This is a genomic window from Ottowia beijingensis, from assembly GCF_042680925.1.
GTDB classification, from domain to species: domain Bacteria; phylum Pseudomonadota; class Gammaproteobacteria; order Burkholderiales; family Burkholderiaceae_C; genus Ottowia; species Ottowia beijingensis.
On record NZ_JBHUEP010000007.1, the window covers coordinates 123884 to 140375 of the forward strand.

Sequence of the window (16492 nt, forward strand, 5' to 3'; positions counted from 1 at the left end):
CTATATTTTTAATATCAATCAGATTTCCCCAGACGAATCTATTGCCCGCCAAGCCCGCCGCTTACCGGCTGCGGGGGAGGGCGGCGAGAAGAGGAATCCCATGAAACACATCATTGCCGTTCTGATCGAAAACGAAGCGGGCGCGCTGTCCCGCGTGGTGGGGCTGTTCTCGGCCCGTGGCTACAACATCGAATCGCTCATCGTCGCGCCGACCGAGGACGAAAGCCTCTCGCGCATGACGATCCAGACGCGCGGCTCCGACGAGGTGATCGAGCAGATCACCAAGCACCTGAACCGCCTGATCGAGGTGGTGAAGGTGGTCGACCTGACCGAAGGCGCCTACATCGAGCGCGAGCACATGATGGTGAAGGTGCGCGCCGTCGGCAAGGAGCGCGAGGAGATGAAGCGCATGGTCGACATCTTCCGCGGCCACATCATCGACGTGACCGACAAGAGCTACACCATCGAGTTGACGGGCGACCAGACCAAGCACGACGCCTTCCTGAACGCCATCGACAAGTCGGCCATCCTGGAAACCGTGCGCACCGGCGCCAGCGGCATCGGGCGCGGCGAGCGACTGTTGAGGATTTGAGGCTGCAGCGCCCACCTGACGGGCGCTGTAAGCTCATGTTTATATAGCAATCAAGTGACCTAAGGAGAAACCACGTGAAAGTTTTCTACGACAAAGACTGCGACCTGAGCCTGATCAAGGGGAAGACCGTCGCCATCATCGGCTACGGCTCGCAGGGCCATGCGCACGCGCAGAACCTGAACGACTCGGGCGTCAAGGTCGTGGTAGGCCTGCGCAAGGGCGGCGCCAGCTGGCCCAAGGTCGAGAAGGCCGGCCTGACGGTGATGGAAGTCAACGACGCCGTGAAGGCCGCCGACGTGGTGATGATCCTGCTGCCCGACGAGCAGATCGCCGAGGTCTACACCAACAACGTGGCGCCGAACATCAAGAAGGGCGCCTCGCTCGCCTTCGCCCACGGCTTCAACGTGCACTACAACCAGGTCGTGCCGCGCGACGACCTCGACGTGTGGATGGTCGCGCCCAAGGCGCCCGGCCATACCGTGCGCAACACCTACACCCAGGGCGGCGGCGTGCCCCACCTGGTGGCGGTGCACCAGGACAAGAGCGGCAAGGCGCGTGACCTGGCGCTGAGCTACGCCATGGCCAACGGCGGCGGCAAGGCCGGCATCATCGAGACCAACTTCAAGGAAGAGACCGAGACCGACCTGTTCGGCGAACAGGCCGTGCTGTGCGGCGGCGCTGTCGAGCTGATCAAGATGGGCTACGAGACGCTGGTCGAGGCCGGCTACGCGCCCGAGATGGCCTACTTCGAGTGCCTGCACGAGCTGAAGCTGATCGTCGACCTGATCTACGAGGGCGGCATCGCCAACATGAACTACTCGATCAGCAACAACGCCGAGTACGGCGAGTACGTGACCGGCCCCGAGGTGATCAACGAGCAGTCGCGCGCCGCCATGCGCCACGCGCTCAAGCGCATCCAGAACGGCGAATACGCCAAGATGTTCATCCAGGAAGGCCGCCTGAACTACCCCAGCATGACGGCCCGCCGCCGCAACACGGCCGACCACAGCATCGAAGTGGTGGGTGGCAAGCTGCGCGCCATGATGCCCTGGATCGCCAAGAACAAGCTGGTCGACCAGACCCGCAACTGATCGCTGAACCGATCACTGCAGTGATGCGGACGAAGGCCACGCTCGCGTGGCCTTCGTCGTTAAAGCGATTCGTTACACTGAGGTGATGCCGGCTGGAAGTGCCGGTCGATACTCATTTATTTGTAGCTGCTCGTGCTTGACTGGCGGGCGCAAAACCCGATTTGATGACTGATCCACAGCGTTCCCAGCCCTCCGGTGCCGACGAGCCGGCGCCCGTCGTGCGCCGCCGTCGCAAGGGCATCTACGTGCTGCCCAACCTGTTCACGCTGGCCGCGCTGTTCGGCGGTTTCTACGGCATCGTGATGGCGATGAACGGGCGCTTCGACCTGGCCACCACCGGCATCTTCGCCGCCATGGTGCTCGACAGCCTGGACGGTCGCGTGGCGCGCATGACCGGCACGCAAAGCGCCTTCGGCGAGCAGATGGACTCGCTGGCCGACATGGTCAGCTTCGGCGCCGCGCCCGCGCTGCTGGCGTATGAATGGGCGCTGCGCCCGCTGGGCCGCTGGGGCTGGATCGCCGCCTTCGTCTACTGCGCCTGCGCGGCGCTGCGGCTGGCGCGCTTCAACGTCAACACCTCGGTGGTCGACAAGCGCTTTTTCCAGGGCCTGCCCTCGCCGGCCGCGGCCGCGCTGGTGGCGGGCTTCATCTGGCTGACCAGCGCCATGCTGATCGCGCACCGCGAGGTGCCGCTGTTCCGCGCGCTGATGTCGGTGTTCGGCGGCGAGCCGATTGCCCGCGCCGACCTGGCGTGGACCACCTTTGCCGTCACCCTGTTCGCCGGCCTGACGATGGTCACCAACATTCCGTACTACAGCTTCAAGGATTTCGGCGGCCGGCGCAGCGTGCCCTTCGTGGTGCTGGTGCTGGTGGCGCTGCTGTTCGCGGTGATCAGCATCGAGCCGGCCACCATGCTGTTCGTGCTGTTCGTGGGCTATGCGCTGTCGGGCTACGTCATCTACGCGTGGCGGCGCGCCAAGGGGCAGCACGCCAGCATCGTCAGCACCTCGACCGACGAGCCCGACGAGCGCGGGCTGCACGAGGACTGAAGCGCCGCTGGTGAAACCACCAACGTGCGCCCGCGGCATTTCCTGTGCTACATTTCTTCCCCTATGAACAAGTCGCTGGCTCTACTACTGGCAACGCCGAACGGGCGGGATCAGTAGCGCGCGCGACTTTTTCCTGTAAAGGCCCGTTTGCACCTGCAGCGGGCCTTTTTTGTTCTTGAACGTTTTTCGCTCGCAGGTCCTCACCTCATCGTTTATCTGGAGAACCCCATGACCGACAAGCTCATCATCTTCGACACCACCTTGCGCGACGGCGAGCAGTCGCCCGGCGCCAGCATGACGCGCGACGAGAAGCTGCGCATTGCGCGCCAGCTCGAGCGCCTGAAGGTGGACGTGATCGAGGCCGGCTTCGCGGCATCGTCGAACGGCGACTTCGAGTGCGTCAAGGCCATCGCCGAGGCGATCAAGGATTCGACGGTGTGCTCGCTCTCGCGCGCCAACGACCGCGACATCGCCCGCGCCGCCGAGGCGCTGAAGGGCGCCAACCGCGGCCGCATCCACACCTTCATCGCCACCAGCCCGCTGCACATGGAGAAGAAGCTGCGCATGACGCCCGACGAGGTGTTCGAGCAGGCCAAGCTGGCCGTGCGCTTCGCGCGCAACCTGATGGGCGACATCGAGTTCAGCGCCGAGGACGGCTACCGCAGCGACATCGACTTCCTGGCCCGCATCTGCGAGGCCGTGATCAAGGAGGGCGCCACCACCATCAACATCCCCGACACCGTGGGCTACGCCATCCCCGAGCTGTACGGCAACTTCATCAAGACCCTGCGCGAGAAAGTGCCCAACAGCGACCAGGCCATCTGGTCGGTGCACTGCCACAACGACCTGGGCATGGCCGTGGCCAACAGCCTGGCCGGCGTGAAGGTGGGCGGCGCGCGGCAGGTGGAGTGCACCATCAACGGCCTGGGCGAGCGCGCCGGCAACTGCTCGCTCGAAGAAATCGTGATGGCGGTGAAGACGCGCAAGGACTACTTCGGCCTGGAAGTGGGCATCGACACCTCGCAGATCGTGCCGGCCAGCAAGATGGTCAGCTCGGTCACCGGCTTCGTGGTGCAGCCCAACAAGGCCGTGGTGGGCGCCAACGCCTTCGCGCACGCCAGCGGCATCCACCAGGACGGCGTGCTGAAGGCGCGCGACACCTACGAGATCATGCGCGCCGAAGACGTGGGCTGGAGCGCCAACAAGATCGTGCTGGGCAAGCTCAGCGGCCGCAACGCCTTCAAGCAGCGCCTGCAGGAACTGGGCGTGATGCTCGAATCCGAGGGCGAGATCATGGCCGCGTTCGCCAAGTTCAAGGAACTGGCCGACCGCAAGAGCGAGATCTTCGACGAAGACATCCTGGCACTGGTGGGCGACGAGAGCGTGACCGCCGAGAAGGAGCACTACGGTTTCATCTCGCTGGCGCAGCACAGCGAAACCGGCGAGATGCCGCAGGCCGAGATCGTGTTCACCGTGGGCGGCGACGAGGTGCGCGGGCAGTCACAGGGCAACGGCCCGGTGGATGCATCGTTGAAAGCCATCGAGTCGCACGTGCAAAGCGGGGCCGAAATGGTGCTGTATTCGGTCAACGCCATCAGCGGTTCGACCGAGAGCCAGGGCGAGGTCACGGTGCGGCTGCAAAGCTCGGGCCGGGTGGTCAATGGTGTGGGGGCCGACCCCGACATCATCGTCGCGTCTGCGAAGGCATATCTGAGTGCCCTCAACAAGTTACACGACAAATCTGACCGTGTGGCGGCACAAGGCTGATATTGCCACTGTTATTTAACACAGTGCCTTAGGAAAGGGATGCAAGTCAATGATATTGCATCCCTTTTTCTGTTTCAGTACACTTGCTCGCCATTGGTGGTTCTGGTTTGGGGAAAAGCGATGCGTGGTGCGCTCAGACAACGGTTGGCGCCTTGGTGGCGTGGGGTGGGCCTGGCTTCTGCAGGTCTGGTGCTGAGCCTCGCCGTGCTGGTGCCGGCCACGGCCGCGCCGGCCAAGAAACCGGCCAAAGCCGCCGAAACCCGCGCATCCGCCAAGGCCAAGTCGGCGGCGGCGGCGGCGCCCAAGGCTGCAGCCCAAAAAACGACCAAGGCCGACGCACGCGGCAAGAAGGAAGCGCCGGCGCGCCAAGCGGCGGCCAAAGGCAAGGGCGGCAAGGCCGAGGCAACGACCGCCAAGGCGGGCCCGCGCGGGCAGAAATCCGGCCAACGCAACGTGGCCCAGCGCCAGGGCGGCAAGCAGCAGGTGGCGCGCGGCAAGGAGCGCGTGCAGCGCACCTTGGCGGCCAAGAACAATCGCGCCGAAGAGCGGGTCACCCGCGTGGCCGCCCAGGAAACCCGCCTGTCGCTGCGCCCGGTGGCGGCCCATGCGCCGCAAGAGGTGCGCCCGGCGCGCCTGTCGTTCGGCCAGATGGCCGGCCTGCGGGCGGTGGACGACCCGCTGGAGCTGAAATCCAGCGTGGCGCTGGTGATGGACCAGGATTCGCACGAGGTGCTGTTCAGCAAGAACGACCACGCCGTGCTGCCCATCGCCTCGCTCACCAAGCTGATGACCGGGCTGATCGTGTCCGACGCGCGCCTGCCGCTGGACGAGATGATCACCATCACCGAGGAAGACATCGACACCGAGAAGGGCAGCCGCTCGCGCCTGGCCGTCGGCACCACGCTGACGCGCGGCGAGCTGATGCACCTGGCCCTGATGTCGAGCGAGAACCGCGCCGCGCACGCGCTGGGCCGCACCTTTCCGGGTGGCCTGCAGCGCTTCGTCGGCCTGATGAACGCGCGCGCCATCATGCTGGGCATGAAGGACACGCGCTACGTGGAGCCCACGGGCCTGTCCAGTGGCAACCGCTCCAGCGCGTTCGACCTGGCCACGCTGGTGAACACCGCGTCGCAGGATCCGCTGCTGCGCCAGTTGTCCACCTCGCACGGTTACGAGGTGGCCGTGGGCAGCCGCGTGCTGCAGTACAACAACACCAACCGCCTGGTGCACAGCCCCGACTGGCGCATCGGGTTGCAGAAGACCGGCTACATCTCCGAGGCCGGCCAGTGCCTGGTGATGCAGGCGCAGGTGGCGGGCCGCAAGCTGATCATGGTGTTCCTGGATTCCAGCGGCAAGTACAGCCGCCTGGCCGACGCCGAGCGCGTGCGCCGCTGGGTGGAGGAGCAGCGCCCACTCACCACCGCCGCCGGCAATGCCTACGCTGGTTGAGTTGCTAGTCGCTATTTTATTAATAGCTTTTGGCGCTTGATGGGCGCAGTTTTCAGTCCAATATCATCCAAAAAATGAAGGCGGGCGCCCTCAGGCGCGCTCGTCGTGGCCGAGGGCGATCGAGATCTGCTGCGCCGTCTGCTTGAGCTTGCCGAGCCAGGCGTCGTCCAGCCGGTCCGCGGGGGCCGAAATCGACAGGCCCGCCACCAGCTTGCCCTGGTCGTCGTAGATGCCGGCGGCCATGCAGCGCACGCCCAGCTCCAGCTCTTCGTTGTCGTGGGCCACGCCCGACTGGCGGGCCGAGATCAGTTCGCGTTCCAGCACCGGCAACTGCGTGATGCTGTTGCGCGTGTGCCCGGCCAGCCCGGTGCGCGTGGCGTAGGCGCGCACGCGCTGCAGCTCGTCGGCGGCCAGGAACAGCTTGCCGGTGGACGTGAGGTGCAGCGGCGCATGGCCACCGATGGCGCGCACCACCTGCATGCCGGAGCGCTCGCTGTAGGCGCGCTCGATGTAGACGATCTCGTCGCCCTGGCGCACGCTCAGGTTCACCGGCTGCTGGATCAGGCGGTGCAGCTCGCGCATGGGCGCCAGCGCGGCATCGCGCACCGACAGCCGCGCCTTCACCAGATTGCCCAGCTCCAGCAGGCGCATGCCCAGCCGGTAGCTGCCGGCCTCGGGCCGGTCGACGAAACGGCCGATGGTCAGGTCGTTCAGGATGCGGTGCGTGGTGGACGGGTGCAGGCCGGTCTGCTCGCTGATCTCCTTGAGCGACATCGGCTCCTGGCGCGACGCCAGCACGTCGATCAGCGCGAACATGCGCTCGATCACCTGGATGGTCGGCGTCTGGTGGGTGTCGGGGCGGGATCGGCGCATGCGAGGGCTCCGCGCGGCTCAGGCGGTGGGCGCCAGCAGTGCCGAGGCGCCGGTGGCGCGCCGCCACTGGCCCTGCTCCAGCCGCTCCAGCGGCTGAAAGCGCGCCTTGTAGGCCATCTTGCCGCTGCCCTCGATCCAGTAGCCCAGGTACACATAGGGCAGGTTCAGCGCCTGGGCCTGCTCGATCTGCCACAGGATACTGTAGGTGCCGTAGCTGGCGCGCGCATCGGGCTCATAGAAGGTATAGACGGCCGAGAGCCCGTCGTTCAGCACGTCGACGATGGACACGATGCGCAGGCGTCCCGGCGCGCCGTCCAAGCCTGGCTCGCGAAACTCCACCAGCCGCGAGTTGACGTTGCTCTGCAGCAGGAACTGGGTGTACTGGTCCACGCTGTCGTGGTCCATGCCGCCGCCGGTGTGGCGGCCGGACTGGTAGCGCAGGTAGAGCTGGTAGTGCTCGGGCACGTAGCCCAGCTTGAGCACGCGCACCTGCAGCCGGGCGTGCCGCGCGCGGGCGCGGCGCTGGCTGCGGTCGGGCTGGAACTGCTGCGCCAGCACCCGCACCGGCACGCAGGCGCTGCAGCCGTCGCAATAGGGGCGGTAGGTGAACATGCCGCTGCGCCGAAAGCCGCCCAGCACCAGGTCGGAATACGCGTCGTTGTTGATCAGGTGGCTGGGCGTGGCCACCTGCGAGCGCGCCAGCCGGCCCGGCAGGTAGCTGCACGGGTAGGGTGCCGTGGCGTAGAACTGCAGAGCCTGGAGCGGAAGATCCTTGAGGTGCGTCACCGGTCAGCGGGGCTGGGAGGCATCAATGCGTTCCAGTATACGGGCTCGAAATGCCAGGCCGGTGCAGGCTGGGGCACCAGTGCCTGCACCGCGGCGGCGAAGTCGGCGCGGGGCATTTCGGCGGCGCCCATGAAGGCCAGGTGCGCCGTGTTCTGCTGGCAGTCGATCAGCGGCAGCCCGTGCCGGCGGCACAGCGCGACCAGGGCCGCCAGCGCGATCTTCGAGCCATCGGGAACGTCGGTGAACATCGATTCGCCGAACACCGCGCGACCGACGCCGACGCAGTACAGGCCGGCGCACAGCCGCCCGTCGATCCAGGTCTCCACGCTGTGTGCGTGCCCGGCGCGGTGCAGCGCGGCGTAGGCGGCGCGCATCTCGGGGCCGATCCAGGTGCCCGACTGGCCACGCCGCCAGGCGCCGGCGCAGGCATCGATGACGGCATCGAACGCCGTGTCCACGCGGATCTCGCACGCGGCATCGGTGCGAAAGCGCTGGATTGCCTTGCGCAGCGAGCGGTGCAGCCGGAACTGCTGCACCTGCAGCACCATGCGCGGGTCGGGGCTCCACCACAGGATCGGCTCGCCCTCGCTGAACCAGGGAAAGATGGTGTTGGTGTACGCCGCCACCAGCGTGGGCACGTCCAGCGCGCCGCCGGCGGCGATCAGCCCCGGCGCCGGCGAGCCTTCGGGCCAGGCCTGCGACAGCGGCGGAAACGGCTCGCCCGGTTGCAGCAGCGCCAGTGCCGGCCGCGGGTGGTTCATGGGGTGGCGTCAGGCAATGTCGACGTCGTGCACGCCGTACTGGCCGCGCCGGTGGTCGGCAAAGAAGCACTTCAGGGTTTCGCGCACGGTGGTAAAGGCCAGTTCGTCCCACGGCACCTCGTCCTCGGCGAACAGGCGCGCTTCCAGCGACTCCTGGCCCGGGTCGAACCGGTCGCTCAGCAGCCGGGCCAGATAGAACACATGCACTTGGCCGACGCGCGGGATGCTCATGGCGCTGAAGAAGGCGCCCATCTCCACCTCGGCGCCAGCTTCCTCGGCAGTCTCGCGCGCGGCGCCCTGCACCATGGTCTCGCCCATTTCCATGAAGCCGGCCGGCAGCGTCCACTTGCCGTGGCGCGGCTCGATGGCGCGCTTGCACAGCAGCACCCGGTCGCCCAAGTAGGGCACGGTGCCCACCACCAGCAGCGGGTTCACGTAGTGGATGGTGCCGCACGCCGGGCACACCGCGCGCTCGCGCGTGTCGCCATCGTCGGGCACGCGGTATTCGACGGCCGTGCCGCAGCTGCGGCAATGCTGGATGGTGTGGCGATGCATCGTTGCGGCAGTGTAGCCGGGGCGCTGGTGGCTACACTGGGCCACCATGTCCAACCGCTTCGAGTTCGAACAGGCGCCGGGTCACCTGATCCGGCGTGCGCACCAGATTTCCGTCGCCGTCTTCGCCGAGGAGGTGGGGGCGCACACGGTCACCCCGGTGCAGTTCGCGATTCTCAATGCGCTGCTGGAGCAGTCCGGCATCGACCAGATCACGCTGGCCCAGCGCGTGGCGTTCGATGCGGCCACCATCGGCTCGGTCATCGGCCGGCTGGAGCGCAGGGGCTGGCTGCGCCGCCAGCCCGACCAGGCCGACCGGCGGCGCAAGCTGCTGTGGCTGACCGCCGAGGGCGAGCAGGCCGCCGCCGCGCTGAAGCCCGTCGTTGAAACCGTGCAGCAGCGCATGCTGGCGCCGCTGAGCGCGCAGGAGCAGGCGCAACTGACGGCGCTGTTGCGCAAATTGGTCACGCATCACCCGCGCGGCCTGGCCACCTGACTGCGTCATGAGGCCGCGTCCTACAACCGTGCGCGGGGCGGTCTCGTTAAATCCTTAGCCGTGGCAGGGAATGCGGGTCAACCGCCGATTCACGCGCCGCCGTATCCGGATCCGCCGCACGCGGATTCGCCCGCATCAAGAAAGGAAACTCGCATGAAGACCATCGTTACCTCGGGCCGCGGCCTGATCCTCGCCGCCACGGCCGCCGCCGTCGTGATGACCGGCTGCGCCAACATGACCGAAACCCAGCGCAACACCGGCATCGGTGCCGGCGTGGGTGCCGCTGCGGGCGGCCTGATCGGCGATGGGCGCGGCGCCGCCGTCGGTGCAGGCGTGGGCGCGCTGGGCGGATACGCCTGGTCGAAGTACATGGAGAACAAGCGCCAGCAGATGCAGCAGGCCACCGCCGGCACCGGCGTGCAGGTCACGCAGACGCCGGACAACCAGCTCAAGCTGCACATCCCCAACGACATCTCGTTCGCCACCGGCCGCGCCGACATCCAGCCCAACCTGCGTCCGATCCTGGACCAGTTCGCCAACGGCCTGGGCCAGCAGCCCGGTACAGAGGTGTTCATCGTCGGCCACGCCGATTCGACCGGCAGCGACGCCATCAACGACCCGCTGTCGGTGCAGCGCGCCAACAGCGTGCGCGACTACCTGGTGTCGCGCGGTGCCGACTCGCGCATCATCCGCACCGAAGGCCGTGGCTCGCGCGAGCCCGTGGCCAGCAACGCCACCGCCGACGGCCGCGCGCAGAACCGCCGCGTCGAGATCTTCCTGGCCGAGCGCGCCAACGTGGCCACCGCGCCGGCGCCGGCCCCGGTGCCGACCTACAACACGCCGGTCGGCGCACCGGCACGCTGAGCGGGCGGGGCGCCCTGTGCGCCCCTGCCTTCCAGTGAACAAGCACGCCAGGCTTGCAGGCTTGGCGTGCTTTGTTGTTTATGGGGAGTATGCCTGTGCAGCGCCCGTTTGGCGGGCGCTGGCGGCTAGGTGCATGGGGAGTATATGTTGCCTGTGCCATTGCATCCCGGTAGCGCCGCCCGGCCAGACCGCTGCTTGCCGCATGCGTGCCGGCGCGGCGGGCGCCACGGGCCAACGCCATAATCGGCGGCATGAAGCTCTACAACTACTTCCGCTCCTCCGCCTCGTTCCGCGTGCGCATCGCGCTCAACCTGAAGGGCTTGGCCTACGACTACGTGCCCGTGCACCTGGCCAAGGGCGAGCAGAAGCAGCCCGAGTTTGCCGCCCTCACCGCCGAAGGGCTGGTGCCCCTGATGGAGCTGGACGACGGCCAGCGCCTGACGCAGTCGATGGCCATCATCGAATACCTCGACGAAACCCACCCGCAACCCGCGCTGCTGCCCGCCGACGCCGCCGGCCGCGCCCGCGTGCGCGCGCTGTCGCAGATCGTGGCCTGCGAGATCCACCCGCTGAACAACCTGCGCGTGTTGAAGTACCTCGTCAACGACCTGAAGGCGAGTGACGACGCGAAGAACGACTGGTACAAGCACTGGGTGCGCCTGGGCCTGCAGTCGTACGAGGCGCGCCTGGCCGAGCGCCCCGGCACCTACAGCCACGGCGACACGCCCACGCTGGCCGATTGCTGCCTGGTGCCGCAGATCTTCAACGCCCAGCGCTTCGACTGCGACCTGAGCGGCCTGCCGCGCACCATGGCCGTGTTCGACGCCTGCATGCAACTCAATGCCTTCCAGAAGGCGCAGCCCTCCGCCTGCCCCGATGCGGAATAAGGGGCATCCCCCTGCGCGGCGAACGCCGCTTCCCCCTTCTCTTTGCGGGAAGGGTGACGCACGTTGGAAGGCGGCGCCCGCCGTGACAAAGAATCTCCCTCTCCCTCTGAGAGAGGGCAGGGGTGAGGGCCGGCGGCGCATGAGGACAGTCTGATGCCTGCATCGCCCGACCCCTGGTTCACCCCCGACTGGCCGGCGCCGCCGAACGTGCGCGCGCTGTTCACCACCCGCGGCGTGGCAGCGGGCGATGGCGCATCGGCCGCGCCGCGCCAGTTCTTCAACCTGGGTGACCACGTGGGCGACGCCCCCGAGGCCGTGGCTGCCAACCGCGCGCGGCTGCGCCAGGGCCTGCAGGGCGCGCGCCCGGTGTTCATGAACCAGGTGCACGGCACAGCCGTGCTGTGCCTGCACGCCGCCACGCCCGATGGCGCCACCGCCGACGCCGCCGTGTGCCACCAGCCCGGCCTGGCCTGCACCGTGATGGTGGCCGACTGCCTGCCGGTGCTGATCACCGACACGCAAGGCAGCGCCGTGGCCGCCGCGCATGCCGGCTGGCGCGGCCTGGCCGGTGGCGTGCTGGAGCAGACTTTGCAGTCTTTTCGGGCGCTGGCGCCCGTGCATCAAGCGCAGGATGCTATCAATAAAGAAGCAATCGAGCTGATCGCATGGCTCGGTCCCTGCATCGGCCCGCAGGCTTTCGAGGTCGGCCCCGAGGTGCGTGCCGCCTTCGTCGCCACCGATGCCGGGGCCGCCGCGTGCTTCGCCGCCCAGCCGGCGGGCAAATACCTGGCCGACCTGCCCGCGCTGGCGCGGCGCCGGCTGGCGGCGCTGGGCGTGGCGCGCGTGTACGGCAACGACGGCAGCGATGCCTGGTGCACCGTGCGGCAGGCCGCGCGCTGCTTCTCGTACCGGCGCGACCAGGTTGCGCTGGGCGGCTCCGGCCGCATGGCCGCCTGCATCTGGCTGGCCTGATGTGTTGCCAGCCCGCCCAAGCCCCGGCGCCCCCTGCGGCCTTGCCCGCCTGCGCCGTCGGCCGGTGCGACTCGGCGTATATTGGGGCTGTGTCAGGGCGGTGTCACGTGCGGCGCGCATACTGGGTATTGGCGCCGCGCACCGTCAGGCCATGACCGCATCGGCAAGCACAACAAAGGAGACAGCATGAACCAGGCCAGCAACCTGTGGCAGCAAATGGCGGGCAACTTCCCGCAGGCGATGATCGGCAACCCCATGGGCCAGGGCTTTGCCGAAACCTGGCTGAAGGCCTTTCAGCAGTTCCAGAACATGGATCTGGGCAACGCCGCCGGCCAGGCCGTGCCGCCCATCGACGTGCCGCAGATCAAGTTCACGCCCGAGAAGCTGATGGAACTGCAGCAGAACTACGTGCGCGATGCCACCGAACTGTGGAATCAGAGCCTGCAGGCCAACCCGAGCTTGAAGGACCGCCGCTTCAAGGGCGATGCCTGGGCGCAGAACCCACTGGCCTCGTTTGCCGCCGCGGTGTACCTGCTCAACTCGCGCACGCTGATGGCGATGGCCGAGGCCGCCGAGGGCGACTCCAAGACCAAGAACCGCATCCGCTTCGCCGTCGAGCAGTGGATGGCCGCCGCCTCGCCCAGCAACTTCCTCGCCTTCAACGCCGACGCGCAGCAAAAAGCCATCGAAACCCACGGCGCCAGCCTGGCCAAAGGCGTGGCCAACATGCTGCAGGATGCCAAGCAGGGCCACATGTCGATGACCGACGAGAGCCTGTTCGAGGTCGGCAAGAACGTCGCCACCACCGAAGGCGCGGTGGTGTTCGAGAACGAGTTCTTTCAGCTCATCGAATACAAGCCGCTCACCGACAAGGTGCACGAAAAGCCGTTTCTGCTGGTGCCGCCTTGCATCAACAAGTTCTACATCCTCGACCTGCAGCCCGAGAACTCCTTCATCCGCTACGCCGTCAGCCAGGGCCACCGCACCTTCGTCGTCAGCTGGCGCAACCCCGATGCGTCGATGGAGAAGAAAACCTGGGACGACTACATCGAGCACGCCGCCATCGAGGCCATCCACCGCGTGCAGGAGATCACCGGCCAGGACAAGAAGGGTGGGCAGATCAACGCCCTCGGCTTCTGCGTCGGCGGCACCATCCTCACCACCGCGCTGGCCGTGCTGGCCGCGCGCGGCGAAAAGCCCGTGTCGGCCCTCACGCTGCTGACCACGCTGGTCGACTTCAGCGACACCGGCATCCTCGACGTCTTCATCGACGAGGCCATGGTGCGCTACCGCGAGATGCAGATGGGGCAGGGCGGCATGCTGAAAGGGCAGGACCTGGCCAGCACGTTCAGCTTCCTGCGCCCCAACGACCTGGTGTGGAACTACGTCGTCGGCAACTACCTGAAGGGCGAGACGCCGCCGCCGTTCGACCTGCTGTACTGGAACAGCGATTCCACCAACCTGCCGGGCCCGTTCTACGCCTGGTACCTGCGCAACACCTACCTCGAGAACAACCTCGTCCAACCCGGCAAGGTCACGGTGTGCGGCGAGAAGATCGATCTGCGCAAGCTCGACCTGCCGGTCTACATCTACGGCTCGCGCGAGGACCACATCGTGCCCATCGGCGGCGCCTACGCCAGCACGCAGGTGCTGCCGGGCAAGAAGCGCTTCATGATGGGCGCCTCGGGCCACATCGCCGGCGTCATCAACCCGCCCGCCGCCAAGAAGCGCAGCCACTGGGTGCGCGACGACGGCAAGTTCCCCAAGAGCGTCGACGAGTGGATCGCCGGCGCCACCGAAACACCCGGCAGCTGGTGGGACGACTGGGCCGGCTGGCTGAAAGGCCACGCCGGCAAGCAGATTGCCGCACCCAAGGCCTATGGCAACGGCAAGCAGTACCCGGCCATCGAGCCGGCGCCGGGGCGCTACGTCAAGGCCAAGGCGTGAAGAAGCCGGATCGCATCCGCTTCTGAATTGATAGTGGCTTGCGCTTGTCCTGCAACGATTTCAAGATAAAACGAACTGAAATCGGCTCACGGCAAGCGCAAGCAGCTCGTTATTTGATAGCAAACAGGAGAGTAAGCAGATGGAAGACATCGTCATCGTTTCCGCCGCACGCACGGGCGTCGGCAAGTTCGGCGGCTCGCTGGCCAAGGTGCCCGCCACCGAGCTGGGCAGCATCGCCATCAAGGCCGCGCTGGAGCGCGCCAAGGTCGGCCTCGACCAAGTGGGCGAAGTCATCATGGGCCAGGTGCTGGCCGCTGGCGTGGGCCAGAACCCGGCGCGCCAGGCGCTGATGAAGGCCGGCATCGCCAAGGAAACGCCGGCGCTCACCATCAACGCCGTGTGCGGCTCGGGCCTGAAGGCAGTGATGCTGGCCGCGCAGGCCGTCGCCACCGGCGACAGCGAGATCGTGGTGGCCGGCGGCCAGGAGAACATGAGCGCATCGCCCCACGTGCTGCTGGGCAGCCGCGACGGCCAGCGCATGGGCGACTGGAAGATGGCCGACACCATGATCGTCGACGGCCTGTGGGACGTGTACAACCAGTACCACATGGGCATCACCGCCGAGAACGTGGCCAAGCAGGAAGGCATCACGCGCGACATGCAGGACGAGCTGGCGCTGAACAGCCAGAAGAAGGCCGCTGCTGCGCAGGCCGCCGGCAAGTTCAAGGACGAGATCGTCCCGGTCAGCATCCCGCAGCGCAAGGGCGACCCGGTGGTGTTCGACACCGACGAGTACATCAACACCAAGACCAACGCCGAAGCCCTGGCCGGCCTGCGCCCCGCCTTCGACAAGGCGGGCAGCGTGACGGCGGGCAACGCCTCGGGCATCAACGATGGCGCCGCCGCCGTGGTCGTCATGTCGGCCAAGAAGGCCGCCGCGCTGGGCCTCACGCCGCTGGCGCGCATTGCCAGCTACGCCACCAGCGGGCTCGATCCCGCCACCATGGGCCTGGGCCCCGTGCCGGCATCGCAGAAAGCGCTCAAGCGCGCCGGCTGGGCCGTGGGCGACGTCGACCTGTTCGAGCTGAACGAAGCCTTCGCCGCGCAGGCCTGCGCCGTCAACAAGCTGCTGGGTGCCGATCCGGCCAAGGTCAACGTCAACGGCGGTGCCATCGCCATCGGCCACCCCATCGGCGCTTCTGGCTGCCGCATCCTGGTCACGCTGCTGCACGAGATGCAGCGCAGCGGCGCCAGGAAGGGCCTGGCCGGTCTGTGCATCGGCGGCGGCATGGGCGTGGCCATGGCGCTGGAGCGCGTCTGATCACGCGCTGACCGGCCCCGCCGGCATGCGCGCAAACCCTTGCATGCAGGCCGGCCGGGTTCGATGGATTTGAAGTAAATTAGCCAGCTGTCGCCGCCCAATCAGCGCTGACAGCTATCAATTTCAGAGTTTCAAGCGTTTCAAGAGGAGACACACATGAGCAAGCGAGTAGCGTACGTCACCGGCGGCATGGGCGGCATCGGCACCGCCATCTGCCAGCGCCTGGCCAAGGAAGGCTTCACCGTCATCGCCGGCTGCGGCCCCACGCGCGACTACCAGAAGTGGCTGGACGAGCAGAAGGCGCAGGGCTACGAGTTCCACGCCAGCGTGGGCAACGTGGCCGACTGGCAATCCACCGCCGACGCCTTCGCCAAGGCCAAGGCCGAGCACGGCCCCATCGACGTGCTGGTCAACAACGCCGGCATCACGCGCGACCGCATGTTCCTGAAGATGACGCGCGAGGACTGGGACGCGGTGATCGACACCAACCTCAACTCCATGTTCAACGTGACCAAGCAGGTCATCCCGGACATGGTCGAGCGTGGCTTCGGCCGCGTGATCCAGATCAGCTCGGTCAACGGCGAGAAAGGCCAGGCCGGCCAGACCAACTACTCCGCCGCCAAGGCCGGCATGCACGGCTTTGCCATGGCGCTGGCGCAGGAACTGGCCAACAAGGGCGTTACGGTGAACACCGTCAGCCCCGGCTACATCGGCACCGACATGGTCAAGGCCATTCGCCCCGACGTGCTGGAGAAGATCGTCGCCACCATCCCGGTCAAGCGCCTGGGCAGGCCGGAAGAAATCGGCTCCATCGTCGCCTGGCTGGCGGGCGATGACGCCGGCTTCACCACCGGTGCCAACTTCTCGTGCAACGGCGGCCTGCACATGGGCTGATCGACCGATTCCACGGTTGACCACGAGACCCCGCCTCGGCGGGGTTTTTTGTGTGCGCGTGGTGCCAGTGACCGGGTTCAGGCGTCGTGCAGGCGCCCACGCGCACGAGGCGAAGCGGTGCTGTCCGACCCGCGTGTGGCCGGGCGCGGGTTACCGTGCAGTCGTATGCCGCCAGCGCCGCCACCACCTTC

Annotated in this window: 16 protein-coding genes; 12 read left to right on the top strand and 4 right to left on the bottom strand. The window is 67.2% G+C overall.

Annotation, left to right across the window (positions count from 1 at the left end):
* Positions 1-100: 100 nt before the first annotated feature.
* The 5 genes from ilvN to ACFSCU_RS10015 all read left to right on the top strand — a co-directional run bounded on the left by ilvN (position 101) and on the right by ACFSCU_RS10015 (position 5948).
* A complete protein-coding gene (gene ilvN / locus ACFSCU_RS09995) occupies positions 101-592 on the top strand; it encodes an acetolactate synthase small subunit (RefSeq protein WP_180551124.1) in 492 nt (163 codons plus the stop codon).
* A gap of 74 nt (positions 593-666) precedes the next feature.
* Positions 667-1683, top strand: coding sequence for a ketol-acid reductoisomerase (ilvC, locus tag ACFSCU_RS10000; protein WP_377560588.1), 1017 nt, complete (start codon positions 667-669; stop codon positions 1681-1683).
* 164 nt (positions 1684-1847) lie between these two features.
* Entirely contained in the window at positions 1848-2732 is an 885-nt protein-coding gene (pssA, locus tag ACFSCU_RS10005; RefSeq protein WP_333705538.1) for a CDP-diacylglycerol--serine O-phosphatidyltransferase, read from the top strand.
* A 228-nt stretch (positions 2733-2960) separates the two neighbouring features.
* Entirely contained in the window at positions 2961-4499 is a 1539-nt protein-coding gene (locus ACFSCU_RS10010) for a 2-isopropylmalate synthase (protein ID WP_180551125.1), read from the top strand.
* 120 nt (positions 4500-4619) lie between these two features.
* Positions 4620-5948, top strand: coding sequence for a serine hydrolase (locus ACFSCU_RS10015; RefSeq protein ID WP_377560589.1), 1329 nt, complete (start codon positions 4620-4622; stop codon positions 5946-5948).
* Positions 5949-6038: 90 nt separating this feature from the next.
* Here the strand turns inward: ACFSCU_RS10015 and ACFSCU_RS10020 are convergent, their stop codons facing one another.
* Genes ACFSCU_RS10020 through ACFSCU_RS10035 form a run of 4 tightly spaced genes read right to left on the bottom strand, consistent with a single transcriptional unit; the run spans position 6039 to position 8923 of the window.
* On the bottom strand, positions 6039-6821 hold the full coding sequence (locus tag ACFSCU_RS10020; RefSeq protein WP_180551126.1) for an IclR family transcriptional regulator: 783 nt from the start codon (positions 6819-6821) through the stop codon (positions 6039-6041).
* A gap of 18 nt (positions 6822-6839) precedes the next feature.
* A complete protein-coding gene (locus ACFSCU_RS10025; protein WP_333705544.1) occupies positions 6840-7607 on the bottom strand; it encodes an arginyltransferase in 768 nt (255 codons plus the stop codon).
* Entirely contained in the window at positions 7604-8368 is a 765-nt protein-coding gene (gene aat, locus ACFSCU_RS10030) for a leucyl/phenylalanyl-tRNA--protein transferase (protein WP_180551127.1), read from the bottom strand. Before aat ends, ACFSCU_RS10025 begins: the two co-directional genes overlap by 4 nt.
* A 9-nt stretch (positions 8369-8377) precedes the next feature.
* Complete coding sequence (locus ACFSCU_RS10035) at positions 8378-8923, bottom strand: NUDIX hydrolase (protein WP_180551128.1); 546 nt, start codon at positions 8921-8923, stop codon at positions 8378-8380.
* Positions 8924-8969: 46 nt separating this feature from the next.
* Between ACFSCU_RS10035 and ACFSCU_RS10040 the strand changes: the two genes are divergently transcribed.
* The 7 genes from ACFSCU_RS10040 (at position 8970) to phbB (ending at position 16301) form a co-directional block, all read left to right on the top strand.
* The gene (locus ACFSCU_RS10040) at positions 8970-9416 is read left to right on the top strand and encodes a MarR family winged helix-turn-helix transcriptional regulator (RefSeq protein WP_333705548.1); all 447 of its coding nucleotides are present in this window, start codon (positions 8970-8972) and stop codon (positions 9414-9416) included.
* A gap of 153 nt (positions 9417-9569) precedes the next feature.
* Positions 9570-10280: a YiaD family glycine zipper/OmpA-like lipoprotein gene (locus ACFSCU_RS10045; RefSeq protein WP_180551129.1), complete on the top strand. Its 711-nt coding sequence runs from the start codon at positions 9570-9572 to the stop codon at positions 10278-10280.
* Positions 10281-10531: 251 nt separating this feature from the next.
* On the top strand, positions 10532-11167 hold the full coding sequence (maiA, locus tag ACFSCU_RS10050; protein WP_180551130.1) for a maleylacetoacetate isomerase: 636 nt from the start codon (positions 10532-10534) through the stop codon (positions 11165-11167).
* Positions 11168-11320: 153 nt separating this feature from the next.
* Positions 11321-12139, top strand: coding sequence for a peptidoglycan editing factor PgeF (pgeF, locus tag ACFSCU_RS10055; RefSeq protein ID WP_180551131.1), 819 nt, complete (start codon positions 11321-11323; stop codon positions 12137-12139).
* Positions 12140-12379: 240 nt separating this feature from the next.
* Positions 12380-14086, top strand: coding sequence for a class I poly(R)-hydroxyalkanoic acid synthase (gene phaC / locus ACFSCU_RS10060; RefSeq protein ID WP_377560915.1), 1707 nt, complete (start codon positions 12380-12382; stop codon positions 14084-14086).
* A 139-nt stretch (positions 14087-14225) separates the two neighbouring features.
* Complete coding sequence (locus ACFSCU_RS10065) at positions 14226-15407, top strand: acetyl-CoA C-acetyltransferase (protein ID WP_180551132.1); 1182 nt, start codon at positions 14226-14228, stop codon at positions 15405-15407.
* A 156-nt stretch (positions 15408-15563) separates the two neighbouring features.
* The gene (gene phbB, locus ACFSCU_RS10070; protein WP_180551133.1) at positions 15564-16301 is read left to right on the top strand and encodes an acetoacetyl-CoA reductase; all 738 of its coding nucleotides are present in this window, start codon (positions 15564-15566) and stop codon (positions 16299-16301) included.
* Positions 16302-16492 lie beyond the last annotated feature (191 nt).

Excerpts from the sequence above, each read along its gene's own strand:
- ilvN (WP_180551124.1), top strand. The coding sequence starts at position 101 with ATGAAACACATCATTGCCGTTCTGATCGAAAACGAAGCGGGCGCGCTG.
- pssA (WP_333705538.1), top strand. The coding sequence starts at position 1,848 with ATGACTGATCCACAGCGTTCCCAGCCCTCCGGTGCCGACGAGCCGGCG.
- ACFSCU_RS10010 (WP_180551125.1), top strand. The coding sequence starts at position 2,961 with ATGACCGACAAGCTCATCATCTTCGACACCACCTTGCGCGACGGCGAG.
- ACFSCU_RS10015 (WP_377560589.1), top strand. The coding sequence starts at position 4,620 with ATGCGTGGTGCGCTCAGACAACGGTTGGCGCCTTGGTGGCGTGGGGTG.
- ACFSCU_RS10020 (WP_180551126.1), bottom strand. The coding sequence starts at position 6,821 with ATGCGCCGATCCCGCCCCGACACCCACCAGACGCCGACCATCCAGGTG.
- aat (WP_180551127.1), bottom strand. The coding sequence starts at position 8,368 with ATGAACCACCCGCGGCCGGCACTGGCGCTGCTGCAACCGGGCGAGCCG.
- ACFSCU_RS10035 (WP_180551128.1), bottom strand. The coding sequence starts at position 8,923 with ATGCATCGCCACACCATCCAGCATTGCCGCAGCTGCGGCACGGCCGTC.
- ACFSCU_RS10040 (WP_333705548.1), top strand. The coding sequence starts at position 8,970 with ATGTCCAACCGCTTCGAGTTCGAACAGGCGCCGGGTCACCTGATCCGG.
- ACFSCU_RS10045 (WP_180551129.1), top strand. The coding sequence starts at position 9,570 with ATGAAGACCATCGTTACCTCGGGCCGCGGCCTGATCCTCGCCGCCACG.
- maiA (WP_180551130.1), top strand. The coding sequence starts at position 10,532 with ATGAAGCTCTACAACTACTTCCGCTCCTCCGCCTCGTTCCGCGTGCGC.
- pgeF (WP_180551131.1), top strand. The coding sequence starts at position 11,321 with ATGCCTGCATCGCCCGACCCCTGGTTCACCCCCGACTGGCCGGCGCCG.
- phaC (WP_377560915.1), top strand. The coding sequence starts at position 12,380 with ATGATCGGCAACCCCATGGGCCAGGGCTTTGCCGAAACCTGGCTGAAG.
- ACFSCU_RS10065 (WP_180551132.1), top strand. The coding sequence starts at position 14,226 with ATGGAAGACATCGTCATCGTTTCCGCCGCACGCACGGGCGTCGGCAAG.
- phbB (WP_180551133.1), top strand. The coding sequence starts at position 15,564 with ATGAGCAAGCGAGTAGCGTACGTCACCGGCGGCATGGGCGGCATCGGC.